A 14,616-nucleotide genomic window follows, 5' to 3' on the forward strand; every position below is an offset into this window, starting at 1 on the left:
CGCTCCCGCCTGCCCGTCCTAGCGGATCGGCGTCGGCGGCTCCTCGCCGGCCAGCACGGACACCGCGTTGTCCGCGGCGAGGGTGGCCATCGCGGTCCGGGTCTCGATGGTGGCCGAGCCCAGGTGCGGCACCAGTACCGCGTTCTCGCAGTCCAGCAGGCCCGGGTGCACCTGCGGCTCGTCCTCGAAGACGTCCAGCCCGGCGCCGGCGATCTGCCCGTCCTGCAGCGCCCGGACCAGGGCGGCCTCGTCGATGACGGGTCCGCGGGCGGTGTTGACCACGTAGGAGGTCGGCTTCATCGCCGCGAACTCCTCGGTGCTGAGCAGGTGGTGGGTGGCGGGGGAGTACGGGCAGTGCAGGGACAGCACGTCGCTCTCCGCGATCAGGGTGTCCATGTCGACCCGGTGCGCGCCCAGCTCCAGCTCGAGCTCGCGGGGGGCCGCCGAGCGCGAGCTGTAGATGATGTTCATCCCGAACGCCCGGGCGCGGCGCGCGGTGGCGGCGCCGATGCTGCCGAGCCCGACGACACCGAGCGTCTTGCGCTGCAGGCCGGAGCCGAGCAGGTAGAACATGCCCCACTGCCACGGCTGGCCGGCGCGGATGATGCGCTCGCCCTCGCCGAGCCGGCGGCTGGCCATCAGGATGAGCGCCATCGCGATGTCCGCGGTGGCGTCGGTGAGCACGCCCGGGGTGTTGGTCGCGACCACGCCCCGCTCCCGGCAGGCGGGGACGTCGACGTTGTTGTAGCCGACCGCGACGTTGGCCACCACCTGCAGCTGCTCCCCGGCGGCGTCCAGCAGCTCGCCGTCCACCTGCTCGGTGAGCAGCGTGAGCAGGGCGTCCGCACCGCGGACCTGCTCGAGCAGCCGGTCCCGGGGCTGGGTGTCCTCGCTGTCCCAGACGTCCACCTCGTGCCCGGCGCGGCGCAGGATGTCCAGGCCCGGCTTGGGGATCCTGCCGGTGACGACGACGCGGCTCATCGGGAGGCCTCCACCCAGTCGCGCAGTCCGCCCAGGCCGCGGCGGATCTTCTCCTCGGACAGGCCGGAGTAGGCGAAGCGGATGTAGCGGCGGTCCTCACCCGGTTGCGGCCGGCCGAAGTGGTTGCGGGTGCAGAAGCTGACGCCGGTGCTGTGCAGCGCCTGCTGGGCGAAGTCCGCCAGGTCGCGGGCGCCGACCAGCTCGACCGCCTCGGTCACGTCCGGGAAGAGGTAGAAGGTGGAGCGCGGCGTCTCCACCGACATCCCGGGGATGGAGTTCACGATCTCGCAGGCGGCGTCCCGCCGACCCTTGAGGGTGTCGAGCATGTCGGCCACCGGCTGCTGGGTCCCTTGCAGCGCGGCGATCCCGGCCCACTGCACGTAGTGGGTGGTGCAGGACTCGTCGTTGGTGTTCATCGTGGAGAAGACCGTGCCCAGCTCGGTGGGTGCGACCGCGCAGCCCAGCCGGGACCCGGTCATCGCGAACTTCTTGGAGAACGTGTAGAGGATGCACGTCCGCTCCGCCATCCCGGGAAGGCTGGCGATCGAGGTGGACTCGCCCTCGTAGCGCATCTCGAAGTACGCCTCGTCGCTGAGCACCCAGAGGTCGTGCTCGATGGCCAGCGCCGCGATGGCCTCCCGCTCGGCCGCCGAGGACTCCGCCGAGATCGGGTTCTGCAGGTCGTTGTAGATGATCGCGACGGTCCGGTCGGTGATCTGGCTGCGCACCTGGTCCAGGTCGATGTCGAAGCCGTCGTCGGTCGGCAGGTAGCGGTAGGCGCGCGAGACGCCGCCGTGGTACTCGATCTGCGACTCGTAGATGGGGAACCCGGGGTTGGGGTAGAGGACCTCGTCGCCGGGGTTCATCACGGCCTGCAGGAACTTGGTGATCACCGGCTTGCCGCCGGTCATGACGGTGACGTGCTCCGGACCGAAGGACATACCCCGGCGGCTGCCGATGTCGTCGGCGAGCGCGGCGCGCAGCTCGGGGATGCCCGGACCCGGGCAGTAGCCGGTGCGGCCGTCCGCGATGGCCTCGTTCATCGCCTCGACGATATGGCCGGCGAGCGGGAAGTCCAGGTCGCCGAGGTGGAAGGGGAACACCTCGTTCCCCCTCGCCCTCCAGTCGGCGGCGGCGGTCGCCACCGCGAACGCCGTCTCGGTACCCAGGTCGTCCAGTCTGCTGGCCAGCCGCATGTGCCACGTCCTCGTCGTCGGGGGCAGGGAAAGGTCCCGCACACGGTAGCGCGTGTGCGGTCGCGGACCTGGCCCCGGAGAGGCACACTGTCCGGGATCAGCGTCGACGGGGACGGACGGAAGAGGTGGCTCGGATGGCAGGGAACGCGCAGGTACAGGTGGGCGATCGCGACTACCACCTCGGGAAGGCGGTGCTGCTGGCCTCGGTCGCGGCGTTGGGCGGCTTCCTCTTCGGCTTCGACACGGCGGTCATCAACGGTGCCGTCAACGCCATCCGCGAGGACTTCGGTATGGGGTCGGTGCTGACCGGCTTCGTCGTCAGCTCGGCGCTCCTCGGCTGTGTGGTCGGCGCCTACCTGGCCGGTCGGCTGGCCGAACGGTACGGCCGCATCCGGGTGATGATGCTGGCCTCGGCGCTGTTCACCATCTCGGCGATCGGCACCGGCCTGGCCTTCGGGCCCTGGGACATGATCTTCTGGCGGGTCGTCGGCGGGATCGGTGTCGGGGCCGCCTCGGTGATCGCGCCGGCCTACATCGCCGAGATCGCCCCGGCCTCGATCCGGGGCCGGCTGGGCTCGCTGCAGCAGCTGGCGATCGTCAGCGGCATCTTCGTGGCGCTGCTGTCCGACTACTTCCTGGCCGGCGTCGCGGGCGGGTCCGGGGAGGCGCTCTGGGGCAGCACCGCCTGGCGGTGGATGTTCTGGGCCGAGATCATCCCGGCGCTCGCCTACGGCGTGCTGGCCACCACCATCCCGGAGTCGCCGCGCTACCTGGTCAGCCTCGGCCGGGTGGACGAGGCCCGCGAGGTGCTGAGCCGGGTGATGCGCAAGGGTATAGCGGAGCGGATCAGCGAGATCCAGCGCACGGTGCGGCGGGAGGCGCGCGCCTCCTGGGCCGACCTGATGAAGTCGACCGGGGGGCTGCTGCCGATCGTCTGGATCGGGATCGCGCTGTCCGTCTTCCAGCAGTTCGTCGGTATCAACGTCATCTTCTACTACTCCTCCACGCTGTGGCAGGCCGTCGGCTTCACCGAGGAGGACGCGCTCACCCAGACGGTGATCACCTCGGTCACCAACATCGTGGTGACCATCGTGGCGATCGCGCTGATCGACAAGATCGGCCGGCGCAAGCTGCTGCTGACCGGCTCGTTCGGGATGTTCTTCTCGCTGGGGACGATGGCCTGGATCTTCGCCAACGCCCCGGTCGTCGGCGGCAACCCGGAGCTGGGTGACACCAGCGGGCTGGTGGCCCTGGTCGCGGCCAACGCCTTCGTGGTCTTCTTCGGGATGTCCTGGGGGCCGGGCGTGTGGGTGCTGCTCGGCGAGATGTTCAACAACCGGATCCGGGCCACCGCGCTGGGACTGGCCGCCGCCGCACAGTGGCTGGCCAACTTCGCCATCTCGACGAGCTTCCCGGCGATGGCCGACCTGGGGCTGGGCTTCGCCTACGGCTTCTACACGATCTTCGCCCTGCTGTCCTTCTTCTTCGTGCTGAAGTGGGTCCCGGAGACGAAGGGCCGCGAGCTAGAGGACATGTAGCCCCGGCCGGGGGCATGGCGGGCTGTCCCGTTCCTGCCCGTCGTGGCGCCGTCCACACCCTCCGTCCGGTATGCCGACCGTCCACAGTTCGCTGAGTGCTCCTGGTGCCGTTGCCGGGAGGGCGGCAGGGTCGGCCCATGGACGACATCCAGCGCCTCGACGGTTTCCTCGACGCCCACGACGGCGTCATCACCGCGTCCGAGGCGGCGCGTCTGGGACTCGGCGCCCCGGACCTGCGGCGGCTGACCCGGAGCGGGAGTCTGCGCCGTGTCGTCCGAGGCGCCTACCTGCGTCCCGACCCGGCCGGGGACCTCCGTCGGGTGCACGTCACCCGGCGGACCGGTACCGCCGCCACCCGCAGCCACGAGACCTTCACCGTGCACCGCTGCCCTGGCGTGCCTGACGCCTTCGGGAGTGTGAGCGGGCAGGCCGTGGTCGCCCCTGGCCTGGCCGTGGTGGGCACCGCCCTGGAGGCCGGGGTCCGCGCAGGGATCGGTGTCGCTGACGCAGCGCTGAGGCTCGGGCTCGCGACGAGGGAGGAGATGGGCGCCTGGCTCGGGCGGATGCGGCATACCCCGGGGGTGACGGGAGCACGGTTCGTGGTGGACCGGGCGAGTCCCACCGCGGAGTCGGCGGCCGAGTCGCGGGCGCGGCTGGAGCTGCTGGCCCTCGGATACCGCGTCGTCCCCCAGTTCACCGTGCTGGACGAGGGAGGCCGCTTCGTGGCCCGCGTCGACTTCTTGCTGCCGGACCTCGGTGTGGTGGTCGAGGTGGACGGCCAGGTGAAGTATGCCGGGGCGCAGGGAAGGCAGGCCCTGGTGCGGGAGAAGCGCCGCGAGGACGCCATCCGTGCCCTCGGCTACGGCGTGGCGCGTCTCGTCTGGGCCGACCTCGCCAGGCCCGAGCGGATCCGGGCCCTGGTCGAGCAGGCGCGCCTCGGCGTGTGCCGGAGCGCGGAGCGGATCGCCGCGGAGGTGCGTCAGCACGGGGACCGCACCGGGGCCACCTGGGACGGACAGGTCCTGCACCCGTGCGCACCCGTGGCACTGGTGTCGTGATGCAGGACGACACCGATGCAGGACGTGCCCACGAGTGCGCGGCTCTGGGCTCAGGCCGGGCTGATGCCGTCCAGGATCTGCACGATCCGGGTCCAGGCTGCGGAGTCGACGTCGATGAGGTCGAAGTGGCCGCCGGTGACCTCGGCCAGCTCCGCGTCGCCGCCGGCCGCGGTGGCAGCAGTGACGTAGTCGACGGACTGGCTGATCGGCACCTGGCCGTCGTCCGGGGCGTGCACCGCCCACAGGGGGACCTCGAGGGGGACCTGCCGTCGCGGGTCGACCAGGTCGTAGCGGGGGTCCTCCGGACCGACCCCCAGCAGGTCGTGGACCGCCCCGGAGCCCAGGCCGGCCCGGTACGCGGCGGTCAGGTCGAGGACCCCGGCCTGGGAGATCACGTGCGTGACCTCGACCTGCCCGGTCCACTCCCCGGTGCGCAGACGCCCAGCGGCCCAGGCCGCCAGGTGCCCACCGGCCGAGTGGCCCAGAGTGACCACCGGCCCAGGGCCCTGCACCAGCTCGAGCGCGGCGTGCACGTCGTCGAAGGTCTGCGGGAAGCCGCCGCCGTTGCCCACCCGGCGGTACTCCACGTTCAGCGTGGTCCACCCACGGGCCGTCAGGTCCTGGGCCAGCGGCTCGCCCAGGTCGGCGCCGTAGCGGGCCCGCCAGAAGCCTCCGTGGATGACCACCACGGTGCCCCGGCTCGGGCCCTCCGGGACCTGGCGCTGCGCCCACTGGGAGGGGTCGTCGCCGTAGGAGAGGCGTCCGCTCCCGGAGCCGGTGGGGTCGGAACCGCTCGTCCCGCCCCCGCCCACGCAGGCCGCTAGCGGCAACGCGCCGCCCACCGCCAGCAGGGTGCGGCGTCCGATCCGCGACGAGGCGTCCACTGGCTGTCCGGCCCCTCGTTCAGACCTTGTCGGCGGTGGTGGAGGCGGGGTCCCAGCGCAGGATGCCGTCGGCCGCCCAGCCGCGGTCCTTGACGGCTTCCCGCGCCTCGGTCTTGATGGGGCCGGTGAGCCGGTCGACGTAGAGGTAGCCGTCCAGGTGGTCGGTCTCGTGCTGCAGGCAGCGGGCGAGCAGTCCCACGCCCTCGACGACGACCTCGTTGCCCTCCAGGTCGGTGCCGGTGACCCGGGCCCGCGGGTGGCGGGCGAGCGGGAACCACTCGCCGGGCACCGACAGGCACCCCTCGCCGTCCTCCTCCTCGTCCAGCGGGGCAGGGCTGCCCAGCCGCTCGAGCACCGGGTTCACCACGACGCCGCGCGCGTGCTCACCGTCGTCCCCGCGCTCCGGCGGGCAGTCGTAGACGAAGATCCGGGCCCGCGAGCCGACCTGGTTGGCGGCGAGGCCGACGCCCTCGGCGGCCTCCATGGTGTCGAACATGTCGGCGACCAGGGTGCGGACCTCGTCGGTGATCTCACGCACCTTCTTGGTCGGTGCGTGGAGGGCCTTGTGGCCGATGACGGTGATGGGACGGACTGCCATGACGACAGATTCTAGGTATGCCCGTCCTCGACCCCTACCCTCAGGTCCATGAACTGGATCGAGCTCGTGGGATGGACCGGGTCGGCCGTCCTGGTCGTGTCGTTGCTGCAGACCCGGGTGCTGCGGCTGCGCGGGATCAACCTGGTGGGCTGCCTGGTGCTGATCGGCTACAACGCCTCGGTGGGTGTCTGGCCGATGGTGGGGCTCAACGTGGTGCTGGCCGTCATCAACATCGTCTACCTGTGGCGGATGCTGCGGTCCCGGCACGACGCGGCGTCCTACACGGTGCTGGAGGTCGAGCCCGACGACCGGTTCCTGGGCCACGTGCTGGACGTGCACGGCGAGGACATCGCCCGGCACAACGACGGCTTCCGGTACCGGCCGACGGCGCAGGACTCGGCATACCTGGTGCTGCAGGGCGACGTCACCGTGGGCGTCGTGCTGGCCCGGGACGCGGGGGAGGGCACCGCCGAGGTGGTGCTGGACTGGGTGACGCCCAGCTTCCGGGACTTCTCGCCGGGGGAGTTCGTCTTCGGTGAGTCGGGGCTGTTCGAGCGTCGGGGTTTCGAGCGGGTGCTCTCGCCCGCGGGGATGCAGCACCCGTACTACGAGCGGATCGGTTTCCGCGAGCACGGGGGCCGGTGGGTGCTGGAGCTGGGCGACCACCGCTGAGGTCTGTGCCGGGTGGTCATCGCCCCGGCCGGCCGCGTCTCAGCGCAGCGGTGTCGGGTCCGGGTCGACGGCGACCCGGCGACGGGTGGCGGCGCGGGCGCCGCGAGCCTCCTCACCGACCCACTCCCAGTCGTACGGGAGCTGGGAGCGGTCCACCGGCTCCCAGTGCCGCCCCTCGTCGCGGACCTGGTCGTCGTCGTAGCCGTCCTCCCAGTGCACGCCGTCCTCGCCCGGGTCGCTGATCTCGCGGCCGAAGATGGTCTCGCACATGGCCTGGTACTTCTCGTCCGGGTCGGGGACGAAGGTGATCTCGCTGAGCGCCTGGTCCTGGCCGGCCGACTCCATCACGAACTGGCCGTAGCCGAGCAGCCGGCCGAGGATGGACCGGTCGTAGCTCATGTCGGTGACCTTGGCCAGCGGCATCATCGCCACCCGCTGGGTGAGGATGCCGTAGGTGCGCAGCAGCCGCCGGTCGGTGGCGATGAACCACTCCTTGCGCCACTCCAGCCAGCGCCACCCGGCCCAGGCGGCGACCACGCCGAGCAGCACCAGCACCAGGTTCAACCCGTTGCCGACGGTGCCCGAGGCCGCGACCCACAGGGTCAGCGCCAGGGCGAGCGTCACCGCGACCGCGGGCCCGGTCAGCTTCACCCAGTGACGGCGGGTGACGACGACCGTGTGCTCACCGCGGAGCAGGTAGCGCTCGGCCACCCGGCGGCCTCCCGGAGGCTCGGGGACGTGGGTGCGGTGGGGGCGCACGACGGCCCCGGGTCAGCTCCCCATCAGCTGGTTGAAGAACCGGCCGATGTTGAGGAAACCTTCGCTGATGATGTCCCACACGGCACGGACGATGTCCGCGGCGCGGTCGGGGTTGGTGATGACCGCGTAGATGAGGAAGCCCCACAGCAGCCAATGCAGGATCTTCTTGACCGTGCTCGGCATGGCGGGCTCTCCTCACGGGACGGTGGACACGGATCTGTTGTCAGTGTGGCAGATGTGGCGGGAGCTGCCGTGCACGCGCGCGCCCGTCCTGCGTGTCGTCACCCGTCCATCCCACCGGGCGTCGCGCGCGGATGCCCCGGTATGCCCTCACCCCGCCGGTAGCGAGAGCGTGAGTCTGCGGAGCAGGCCGGCGAGCTGCCGACGCTCCTCCGGCGAGAGCCCGGCGAGCAGACGTTCCTCGTTCGCCAGGTGTGCCTCGACCGCTGCATCGACCAGCCCGCGGCCCTGCTCGGTGAGGGAGACCAGCCGTGACCGTGCGTCCTGGTCGCTGCTGCGGCGATGGACGAGCCCCGCTCCCACCAGCCGGTCGAGACGCTTGGACACGGCGCCCGAGGTCACCATCATCGACGCCGTGAGCTCGCCGGGGGTGAGCTCGGCCCCCGGCCCGCTGCGCCGCAGCGTGGCCAGCACGTCGAACTCGCCCTCACCCAGCCCGCTCGCGGCGAAGGTCGGGCGCAACCGGGCGTCGAGCTCGTCGCCCAACCGGCTGATCCTGCCGATGACCCCCATGGGGGAGACGTCGAGGTCCGGGCGCTCGCGGCGCCACTGCTCGAGGATCGCGTCGACCGGGTCGCTGTCCGTCACGGGCATACCTTAGCCCGCACGTTGCAGATATCTTCCACGGAAACTATAGTGTCTTCCGTGGAAACTAACGAGCCGCAGCCGCCGCTCTCGCGCACCGCCCTCGTCCTCATCACCCTGGTGGCGCCGGTGGCGTGGGGGTCGACCTACGCGGTCACCCAGCTCTGGCTCCCTGACGGCCGGCCGCTCTTCTCGGCCGTCGTCCGCGCGCTGCCGGCGGGGCTCCTGCTGCTGGTGCTCACCCGTCGGCTGCCGCACGGGTCCTGGTGGTGGCGTGCCGCCGTCCTCGGGGTGCTCAACATCGGACTCTTCTTCGCACTGCTCTTCGTCGCGGCATACCGGCTGCCCAGCGGACTCGCGGCGACCACCACCGCGCTCTCGCCACTGGTGGTGATGGCCCTGGCCTGGGTGCTGCTGCGGGAGCGGCCGAGGCGCTGGCAGGTCGTCGGCGGTCTCATCGGGATATGCGGTGTGGCGCTGCTCGCGGCGGAGGTCCCGGGCGGTGTCGACCCGGTGGGCCTGGCCGCCTCGGTCGGCGCGGTCGCCAGCTCGGCGCTCGGGTTCGTGCTCATCAAGCGGTGGCCCTCCCCGGCCGGTCTGCTGCCGATGACGAGCTGGACGCTGCTCGCCGGAGGACTGGTGCTGCTGCCGGTCGCCTGGGTGGTGGAGGGTGCGCCACCGCAGATCGACCTCGCGGCGGCCGGCGCCTATGCCTACCTCAGCGTCATCGGCACGGCGGTGGCCTACGTGTGCTGGTTCACCGGCCTGACCCGGATGAGTGCGGGGTCGACCGCCCTGCTCGGGCTGGTGAACCCGGTGGTGGGGACCGGGCTCGGGGTGGCGCTGCTGGCGGAGCCGTTCGGCACCGTGCAGCTGGTCGGCGTCGGTCTCGCGCTCGCCGGGGCGCTGGCCGGCCAGCTCCGTGCCCGGGTGCCGCGGTCGGTGGAGCCGGTGGCGCCCGAGGTCACCACACTCGACGCTCGGTCGGTCTGAGGGCAACCACACTCGACGCCCGGTCGGTCTGAGGGCAACCACGGGCGACGCCCGGTGGGGAGGTGGATCTGGTCGGGGTGAGGGAAGGGAAGGGGAGGGATGGTCAGGGGCGGAGCAGGGGCGAGGCGGCCATCCGGGTCAGGGCCTCGTCGACGTCCTGGGTCGACCCGGCGAAGCTGAGCCGCACCTTGCGGTGGCCCTCCACCGTGTCGAAGTCGACCCCGGGGGTGAGCGCGACGCCGCAGTCGTCCAGCACCGCCCGGCACCACGCGGTCGAGTCCTGGGTCAGGTGCCCGATGTCGCACCAGGCGTAGAACGCCCCGTCCGGCGGGGCGTAGTCGTGCAGCCCGATCTCCGGGAGCCGGCGCAGCAGCAGCTCGCGGTTCGCGGCATACCGGGTCCGGTGCCCGTCCAGCTCGGCCGTCGCGTCCACGCCGAGGGCCGCGATCGCGGCGTGCTGCCCGATCGCCGGCGGGCAGATGTTGAGGTTGCCGGTGAGCACCTCCAGGGGCCGGCGCAGCCCCGGCGGCGCAAGCACCCACCCCACCCGCCACCCGGTCATCGAGAAGTACTTGCTGACCGACCCCACGACGACGCTCTCCCGGGACGTCGCCCAGGCCGAGCTCACCTCCCGGCCGTAGCTGAGCCCGTGGTAGATCTCGTCGCTGACCAGCAGCGTCCCGTGCTCGTCGCACCACCGCGCCAGGTCGGCCAGCTCGTCGGCGTCGATGACGGTCCCGGTCGGGTTGGCCGGCGAGGCGACGATCAGCCCGGCGGGCGGCTCGGGCATCGCCTCCAGCATCGCCACGGTCGGCTGGAAGCGGGTCCGCGGCCCGCAGTCGAGCTCGACGACCTCGCACCCCAGCGCCGCCAGGCTGTTGCGGTATGCCGGGTACCCGGGCCGGGTCATCGCGACCCGGTCACCGGCGTCGAAGGCCGCGAGGAAGAGCGTGGTGAAGGCGCCCGAGGAGCCCGGGAAGACCACCACGTCGTCCGCGGCGACCTCGATCCCGGCGGTGCGCCGGTGGAACTCGGCGATCGCCGTCCGCAGCGGCAGGATCCCGGTGGCCTCGGTGTAGCCGAGGACGTCGGCGTCCAACGCCTGGATCGCGGCCTCCCGGGCCGGTGCCGGGGCCGGGGTGGAGGGCTGCCCGGCGCAGAGCATGATGACGTCGCCGTGGCTGCGCTGCCGGGCGGCGGCCGCCTTGAGCACCTCCATCACGTGGAAGGGCTCGACCGCCGACCGGGCGGAGACCCGCGGCTGCGACGGCAGCGGCATACCGGGCCGGCCTGTCCTAGACGACGCCGTAGAGGCGGTCGCCGGCGTCCCCGAGGCCGGGCACGATGTAGCCGCGCTCGTCCAGCCGCTCGTCGATGGCCCCGGTGACCAGGGTGACCGGCGGCTCCACGTCGGCCAGCCCGGCCTGCACCTTCTCGATGCCCTCCGGTGCGGACAGCAGGGTGATCGCGGTGATGTCGTCGGCGCCCAGGTCGACCAGGTAGCGGATGGCGGCGATCAGCGTGCCGCCGGTGGCCAGCATCGGGTCCAGCACGTAGCACTGCCGCTTGTCCAGGTCGTCCGGCAGCCGGTTGGCGTAGGTGTGCGCCTCCAGGGTCTCCTCGTTGCGCTCCATCCCGAGGAAGCCGACCTCGGCGGTCGGCAGCATCCGCATCATCCCGTCCAGCATGCCCAGCCCGGCGCGCAGGATCGGCACCACCAGCGGCTTGGGGCTGGCCAGGTGGATCCCGGTCGTCGCCGCCACCGGCGTCTCGATCTCGAAGGGAGCCACCCGGACCTCACGGGTCGCCTCGTAGGCCAGCAGGGTCACCAGCTCGTCGGCGAGCCGCCGGAACGTGGGGGTGTCCGTCCGCCGGTCCCGCAGGTACGTCAGCTTGTGGGCGATGAGCGGGTGGTCGGCAACGTGGACGCGCATACGCCAGACTCTAGGCCGTGAGCCCCCCTCCCGGCACCCCGCCCGTGCGCCCCCCGGCCGGTCCGGCCTGGGCGTCCCGGGGGTATGCCGACCAGGTCCGGGCGGCGATGGACGAGGCCCGGCGGGTGGCGCCCGGTCGGGGGGCCGACGGCGACGTGCCGATCGGTGCGCTGGTGCTGGACCCGGACGGTGCGGTGCTGGGGCGCGGGCACAACGTCCGCGAGGAGCACGCGGACCCCACCGGGCACGCCGAGATCGTCGCGTTGCGGCAGGCGGGGGAGGCACTGCGCTCCTGGCGGCTGGCGGGGTGCACGTTGGTGGTCACCCTGGAGCCCTGCGCCATGTGCGCCGGTGCAGCCGTGCTGGCGCGGGTGGACCGGATCGTCTTCGGAGCCTGGGACGAGAAGGCGGGGGCCTGCGGCTCGGTGTGGGACCTGCCCCGGGACCGGCGCTCGCTGCACCGGGTGGAGGTGGTGGGGGGCGTACTGGCGCAGGAGAACGCCGACCTGCTGAGGGATTTTTTCCAGCCGCACCGACTCAGGTAGCCTGATCTGCGGTGGCGTGTCCGAGCGGCCTAAGGAGCACGCCTCGAAAGCGTGTGAGGGTGCAAATCCTCCGTGGGTTCAAATCCCACCGCCACCGCCAGGAGATGTCGCAGGACATCGGAAGGGCCGGATCCGTCTCGCACGGGTCCGGCCCTTCGTCGTGCCGGACGCGCCAGACGTGCCGACGAGCCCGTCGGGGTGGAGGAGGTTCTGCGATCCTGGGGCGATGACGCCGCCCACCCCTGCGCAGGACCGGGAGTACCGGCTCCCGGTCGACGGGGCCGAGCTGTGCGTGCAGGGGTTCGGTGCTCCCGCCGACCCGACGCTGCTGCTCGTCGCCGGCGCGGCGGGGTCGATGGACGGGTGGGAGGACGAGTTCTGCCTGGGCATCGCCCGCGGCGGACGCCGGGTCGTGCGCTACGACCACCGGGACACCGGCGCCTCCAGCTGGGACCCACCCGGGGCACCCACCTACGACGGTGAGCAGCTGACCCGGGACTGCCTGGCCCTGGTCGGTCACCTGGTCGCGGAGGGGGGACCGGTGCACCTGGTGGGCCTCTCGATGGGCGGGGGGATCGTGCAGAGCGTGGCCCTGCAGCACCCGGAGCTCGTCGCGAGCCTGACCCTGATCGCGACCTCCGCGATCGGCGGCCTCTCCGAGGAGCTCCCGGGGCCGATGCCCGTCGTGGCCTCCTTCTTCGCGCAGCCTCCGGTGGCTCCCGACCCGGGCGACCACCGGTCCCTCCTGACCCACCTGGTCGAGGCGGAGCGGCCGTTCGCCGGCGGCCTCGGCTTCGACGAGGAACGAGCGACCCGGGTGGCCCGGCGGGTGCTGGCGCGCAGTGCGTCCCCGGCCTCAGCGGACAATCACTGGCTGGTGATCACCGGGGACGAGGACCCGGCGGTCGGACTCCCGCCCGACGTCCACCACCTGCGGGTGCCGACGCTGGTGCTGCACGGCTCCGACGACCCGCTCTTCCCCCTGCCGCACGGCCGGGCGCTCGCCGCCGCGGTGCCCGGCGCCCGGCTGGTGGTGCTGCAGGGGATGGGACACGAGTACCCACCACCCGCGCTGCACGGGGTGGTGGTGCAGGAGCTGCTGACGCACACCGACCCGTCGGTCGGCGACCGGGGCTGAGCCGTCTCAGGCGCCGGCGACGATCAGCACCACGACGACCGTCCAGACGAAGCCCAGCAGCACGAACAGCGACCCGATCATGCCCATCACCTGGGCGCCGACCAGGTGCCCCCGGTTGGTCACCGGGTACGGGGAGTGGTCGGCCTCCTTGAGGGCGCCGTGCGCCATCGCCCAGGCGATCGGCCCCAGGATCGCCACCCCGCAGACGCTGAGCACGCCCAGCACCAGCGCGGTCGTCCCGCGCGGGTGGTGGTTCGCGCCCGGCGGCCCCCAGGGGGCGCCGGGGGAGAGGGCGTACGGGTTCTCCGGGGTCCCGGTGGGCCGGGGCGGCGGGGCCTGTGCCGCGTAGGGGTTCTCCGGCTCGGCGCCGCCACCACCGAACTCCGGGGGCGGCGGGGGCTCGAAGCGGTACATACCGCCAGGGTATGCCAGCACGCCCGAGGACAGCACCGGCGAGGCCCGTCGCTGTGGACGACGGCTGGCCCCTCGGCCGACTCAGCGGTGCAGCGACTCCGCGGCGGCGGCGATGTCGTCGAGCTCGGTGCGCAGCGCCTTCTCGGTGAGCTTCAGCCCGAGCGGACCGACCACCTTCAGCGCGAGCCGCTGCAGGGCACCCGACTCCGCCGTCGACCCGCTGAAGTGCACCGAGAGCTGGGTGGCGGCACCGTCCTCCAGCGCCTCCAGGGACAGGGCCGTCCGGTAGGTCGTCCCCCCGGAGCGTGCCTCGGTGACGGTCCGCCGGTAGGGGTCGTTCTCGACGACCCACAGGTCCTGGGTGTCCGAGGCGCCCATCATCCGGCGCGTCTCCCGCCACCCGGTGCCGACGGCATACGGGCCGGGGGTGATCACGTGCAGCTGGGTCACCTGGGAGAGTCGTTCCTGCGCCGCCTCCAGGTCGGTGACGACCTCCCACACCGCCTCCGGGGACGCCTCGACCCGCCGGGTCACCCAGGCCTCGTGCGTGCTCATCCGTCGCCCTCGGCGTCACCCTCGCCGTCGCCCTCAGGCGTCGGCAGGTCCTCCCAGGCGTTGCCGAGGACGAGGTCGAGGGTCTCGTCCTCGCGCTCGTCCTGCACCAGCTCGACGTCCTGCGGCAACGACTCGGCGAGCAGCTCGGCCCCCTCCAGACCGGTGGGGCCGTGCACGATCCTGCCTGCGCCCTCGATAGCCTCCGAGGAGTTGCCGACCCCGTCCACGGTGAAGTCGAGGGCCCCCACCCCTTCGCTGGCCCGGCCGGCGAGGCCGGCCCGGTCGGTCGCGTTGAAGATGTTGACGACCACGTCGGCGGGGTCCGGTCCCGGCGCCTGCGTCGCGGTCGCGGTGGTGGCGTCGTCGCTGCCCTCGTCCTCGGAGCCGACCCAGCCCCGGACGTAGGCCATCGCCACCAGCAGTGCCACCAGCAGCGCCACCAGCACGGCCGTGATCACCAGGGCGGCGCGACGACGCGACCGACGGGCAGCCGTGGACATACCGGCCGTGCGCACATATCCCACGG

18 protein-coding genes and 1 tRNA gene are annotated in these 14,616 nt (G+C 72.5%); 7 read left to right on the plus strand and 12 right to left on the minus strand.

Annotation, left to right across the window (positions count from 1 at the left end):
• Positions 1–18 precede the first annotated feature (18 nt).
• Both ACI3EY_RS14350 and ACI3EY_RS14355 read right to left on the minus strand, forming a co-directional pair.
• A complete protein-coding gene (locus ACI3EY_RS14350; protein WP_405036566.1) occupies positions 19–981 on the minus strand; it encodes a 2-hydroxyacid dehydrogenase in 963 nt (320 codons plus the stop codon).
• Complete coding sequence (locus tag ACI3EY_RS14355; protein WP_405036565.1) at positions 978–2,177, minus strand: pyridoxal phosphate-dependent aminotransferase; 1,200 nt, start codon at positions 2,175–2,177, stop codon at positions 978–980. The genes ACI3EY_RS14350 and ACI3EY_RS14355 overlap by 4 nt, the downstream gene beginning before the upstream one ends.
• A 134-nt stretch (positions 2,178–2,311) precedes the next feature.
• Here ACI3EY_RS14355 and ACI3EY_RS14360 point away from each other — a divergent pair, with 134 nt between their 5' ends.
• Both ACI3EY_RS14360 and ACI3EY_RS14365 read left to right on the plus strand, forming a co-directional pair.
• A complete protein-coding gene (locus ACI3EY_RS14360) occupies positions 2,312–3,715 on the plus strand; it encodes a sugar porter family MFS transporter (protein ID WP_405040858.1) in 1,404 nt (467 codons plus the stop codon).
• 137 nt (positions 3,716–3,852) lie between these two features.
• Positions 3,853–4,773 carry a type IV toxin-antitoxin system AbiEi family antitoxin domain-containing protein gene (locus ACI3EY_RS14365; RefSeq protein WP_405040859.1) on the plus strand — a complete coding sequence of 307 codons (921 nt, stop codon included), beginning with the start codon at positions 3,853–3,855 and terminating at the stop codon, positions 4,771–4,773.
• A 50-nt stretch (positions 4,774–4,823) separates the two neighbouring features.
• On the opposite strand, the gene ACI3EY_RS14370 is transcribed toward ACI3EY_RS14365, so the two are convergent.
• Together ACI3EY_RS14370 and def are read right to left on the minus strand one after the other, a co-directional pair.
• Positions 4,824–5,657 (minus strand): alpha/beta hydrolase, encoded by an 834-nt coding sequence (locus tag ACI3EY_RS14370; RefSeq protein WP_405040860.1) that lies wholly within the window; start codon positions 5,655–5,657, stop codon positions 4,824–4,826.
• 19 nt (positions 5,658–5,676) lie between these two features.
• Positions 5,677–6,255: a peptide deformylase gene (def, locus tag ACI3EY_RS14375; RefSeq protein ID WP_405040861.1), complete on the minus strand. Its 579-nt coding sequence runs from the start codon at positions 6,253–6,255 to the stop codon at positions 5,677–5,679.
• 48 nt (positions 6,256–6,303) lie between these two features.
• On the opposite strand from def, the gene ACI3EY_RS14380 reads away from it, so the two are divergent.
• Positions 6,304–6,927, plus strand: coding sequence for a hypothetical protein (locus tag ACI3EY_RS14380; protein ID WP_405040862.1), 624 nt, complete (start codon positions 6,304–6,306; stop codon positions 6,925–6,927).
• Positions 6,928–6,966: 39 nt separating this feature from the next.
• On the opposite strand, the gene ACI3EY_RS14385 is transcribed toward ACI3EY_RS14380, so the two are convergent.
• From ACI3EY_RS14385 to ACI3EY_RS14395, 3 genes are all read right to left on the minus strand, one after another.
• A complete protein-coding gene (locus tag ACI3EY_RS14385; RefSeq protein WP_405040863.1) occupies positions 6,967–7,638 on the minus strand; it encodes a PH domain-containing protein in 672 nt (223 codons plus the stop codon).
• Positions 7,639–7,698: 60 nt separating this feature from the next.
• Positions 7,699–7,869, minus strand: a complete 171-nt coding sequence (locus tag ACI3EY_RS14390; RefSeq protein ID WP_405036558.1) for a hypothetical protein — start codon at positions 7,867–7,869, stop codon at positions 7,699–7,701.
• A gap of 147 nt (positions 7,870–8,016) precedes the next feature.
• The gene (locus ACI3EY_RS14395) at positions 8,017–8,520 is read right to left on the minus strand and encodes a MarR family winged helix-turn-helix transcriptional regulator (protein ID WP_405040864.1); all 504 of its coding nucleotides are present in this window, start codon (positions 8,518–8,520) and stop codon (positions 8,017–8,019) included.
• 51 nt (positions 8,521–8,571) lie between these two features.
• On the opposite strand from ACI3EY_RS14395, the gene ACI3EY_RS14400 reads away from it, so the two are divergent.
• Positions 8,572–9,504 carry a DMT family transporter gene (locus ACI3EY_RS14400; RefSeq protein ID WP_405040865.1) on the plus strand — a complete coding sequence of 311 codons (933 nt, stop codon included), beginning with the start codon at positions 8,572–8,574 and terminating at the stop codon, positions 9,502–9,504.
• A 103-nt stretch (positions 9,505–9,607) separates the two neighbouring features.
• Here the strand turns inward: ACI3EY_RS14400 and ACI3EY_RS14405 are convergent, their stop codons facing one another.
• The gene (locus ACI3EY_RS14405) at positions 9,608–10,783 is read right to left on the minus strand and encodes an aminotransferase class I/II-fold pyridoxal phosphate-dependent enzyme (RefSeq protein ID WP_405036555.1); all 1,176 of its coding nucleotides are present in this window, start codon (positions 10,781–10,783) and stop codon (positions 9,608–9,610) included.
• 16 nt (positions 10,784–10,799) lie between these two features.
• Positions 10,800–11,438 carry a uracil phosphoribosyltransferase gene (gene upp / locus ACI3EY_RS14410; protein ID WP_405036554.1) on the minus strand — a complete coding sequence of 213 codons (639 nt, stop codon included), beginning with the start codon at positions 11,436–11,438 and terminating at the stop codon, positions 10,800–10,802.
• A 17-nt stretch (positions 11,439–11,455) separates the two neighbouring features.
• On the opposite strand from upp, the gene ACI3EY_RS14415 reads away from it, so the two are divergent.
• From ACI3EY_RS14415 to ACI3EY_RS14425, 3 genes are all read left to right on the plus strand, one after another.
• Positions 11,456–11,983, plus strand: coding sequence for a nucleoside deaminase (locus tag ACI3EY_RS14415; protein ID WP_405036553.1), 528 nt, complete (start codon positions 11,456–11,458; stop codon positions 11,981–11,983).
• Between the two features lie 10 nt (positions 11,984–11,993).
• A tRNA-Ser gene (locus ACI3EY_RS14420) sits at positions 11,994–12,083 on the plus strand.
• A 126-nt stretch (positions 12,084–12,209) separates the two neighbouring features.
• Positions 12,210–13,121 carry an alpha/beta fold hydrolase gene (locus ACI3EY_RS14425; protein WP_405040866.1) on the plus strand — a complete coding sequence of 304 codons (912 nt, stop codon included), beginning with the start codon at positions 12,210–12,212 and terminating at the stop codon, positions 13,119–13,121.
• A 6-nt stretch (positions 13,122–13,127) separates the two neighbouring features.
• Here ACI3EY_RS14425 and ACI3EY_RS14430 read toward each other — a convergent pair whose 3' ends face one another.
• The 3 genes from ACI3EY_RS14430 to ACI3EY_RS14440 all read right to left on the minus strand — a co-directional run bounded on the left by ACI3EY_RS14430 (position 13,128) and on the right by ACI3EY_RS14440 (position 14,614).
• The gene (locus ACI3EY_RS14430) at positions 13,128–13,535 is read right to left on the minus strand and encodes a hypothetical protein (RefSeq protein ID WP_405040867.1); all 408 of its coding nucleotides are present in this window, start codon (positions 13,533–13,535) and stop codon (positions 13,128–13,130) included.
• An 81-nt stretch (positions 13,536–13,616) separates the two neighbouring features.
• Entirely contained in the window at positions 13,617–14,090 is a 474-nt protein-coding gene (locus ACI3EY_RS14435) for an SRPBCC family protein (RefSeq protein WP_405036550.1), read from the minus strand.
• Positions 14,087–14,614, minus strand: coding sequence for a LytR C-terminal domain-containing protein (locus ACI3EY_RS14440; RefSeq protein ID WP_405040868.1), 528 nt, complete (start codon positions 14,612–14,614; stop codon positions 14,087–14,089). Before ACI3EY_RS14440 ends, ACI3EY_RS14435 begins: the two co-directional genes overlap by 4 nt.
• Between the last annotated feature and the right edge of the window lie 2 nt (positions 14,615–14,616).

The sequence above is a fragment of the Serinicoccus shuyuelongi genome (genome assembly GCF_045032955.1).
Taxonomy (GTDB): domain Bacteria; phylum Actinomycetota; class Actinomycetes; order Actinomycetales; family Dermatophilaceae; genus Ornithinicoccus.

What these genes read in the sequence shown, in the direction of transcription:
- ACI3EY_RS14435 (WP_405036550.1), bottom strand. Translation starts at nt 14,090, where the DNA reads ATGAGCACGCACGAGGCCTGGGTGACCCGGCGGGTCGAGGCGTCCCCG.
- upp (WP_405036554.1), bottom strand. Translation starts at nt 11,438, where the DNA reads ATGCGCGTCCACGTTGCCGACCACCCGCTCATCGCCCACAAGCTGACG.
- ACI3EY_RS14405 (WP_405036555.1), bottom strand. Translation starts at nt 10,783, where the DNA reads ATGCCGCTGCCGTCGCAGCCGCGGGTCTCCGCCCGGTCGGCGGTCGAG.
- ACI3EY_RS14355 (WP_405036565.1), bottom strand. Translation starts at nt 2,177, where the DNA reads ATGCGGCTGGCCAGCAGACTGGACGACCTGGGTACCGAGACGGCGTTC.
- def (WP_405040861.1), bottom strand. Translation starts at nt 6,255, where the DNA reads ATGGCAGTCCGTCCCATCACCGTCATCGGCCACAAGGCCCTCCACGCA.
- ACI3EY_RS14425 (WP_405040866.1), top strand. Translation starts at nt 12,210, where the DNA reads ATGACGCCGCCCACCCCTGCGCAGGACCGGGAGTACCGGCTCCCGGTC.
- ACI3EY_RS14395 (WP_405040864.1), bottom strand. Translation starts at nt 8,520, where the DNA reads ATGCCCGTGACGGACAGCGACCCGGTCGACGCGATCCTCGAGCAGTGG.
- ACI3EY_RS14360 (WP_405040858.1), top strand. Translation starts at nt 2,312, where the DNA reads ATGGCAGGGAACGCGCAGGTACAGGTGGGCGATCGCGACTACCACCTC.
- ACI3EY_RS14390 (WP_405036558.1), bottom strand. Translation starts at nt 7,869, where the DNA reads ATGCCGAGCACGGTCAAGAAGATCCTGCATTGGCTGCTGTGGGGCTTC.
- ACI3EY_RS14380 (WP_405040862.1), top strand. Translation starts at nt 6,304, where the DNA reads ATGAACTGGATCGAGCTCGTGGGATGGACCGGGTCGGCCGTCCTGGTC.
- ACI3EY_RS14365 (WP_405040859.1), top strand. Translation starts at nt 3,853, where the DNA reads ATGGACGACATCCAGCGCCTCGACGGTTTCCTCGACGCCCACGACGGC.
- ACI3EY_RS14430 (WP_405040867.1), bottom strand. Translation starts at nt 13,535, where the DNA reads ATGTACCGCTTCGAGCCCCCGCCGCCCCCGGAGTTCGGTGGTGGCGGC.
- ACI3EY_RS14350 (WP_405036566.1), bottom strand. Translation starts at nt 981, where the DNA reads ATGAGCCGCGTCGTCGTCACCGGCAGGATCCCCAAGCCGGGCCTGGAC.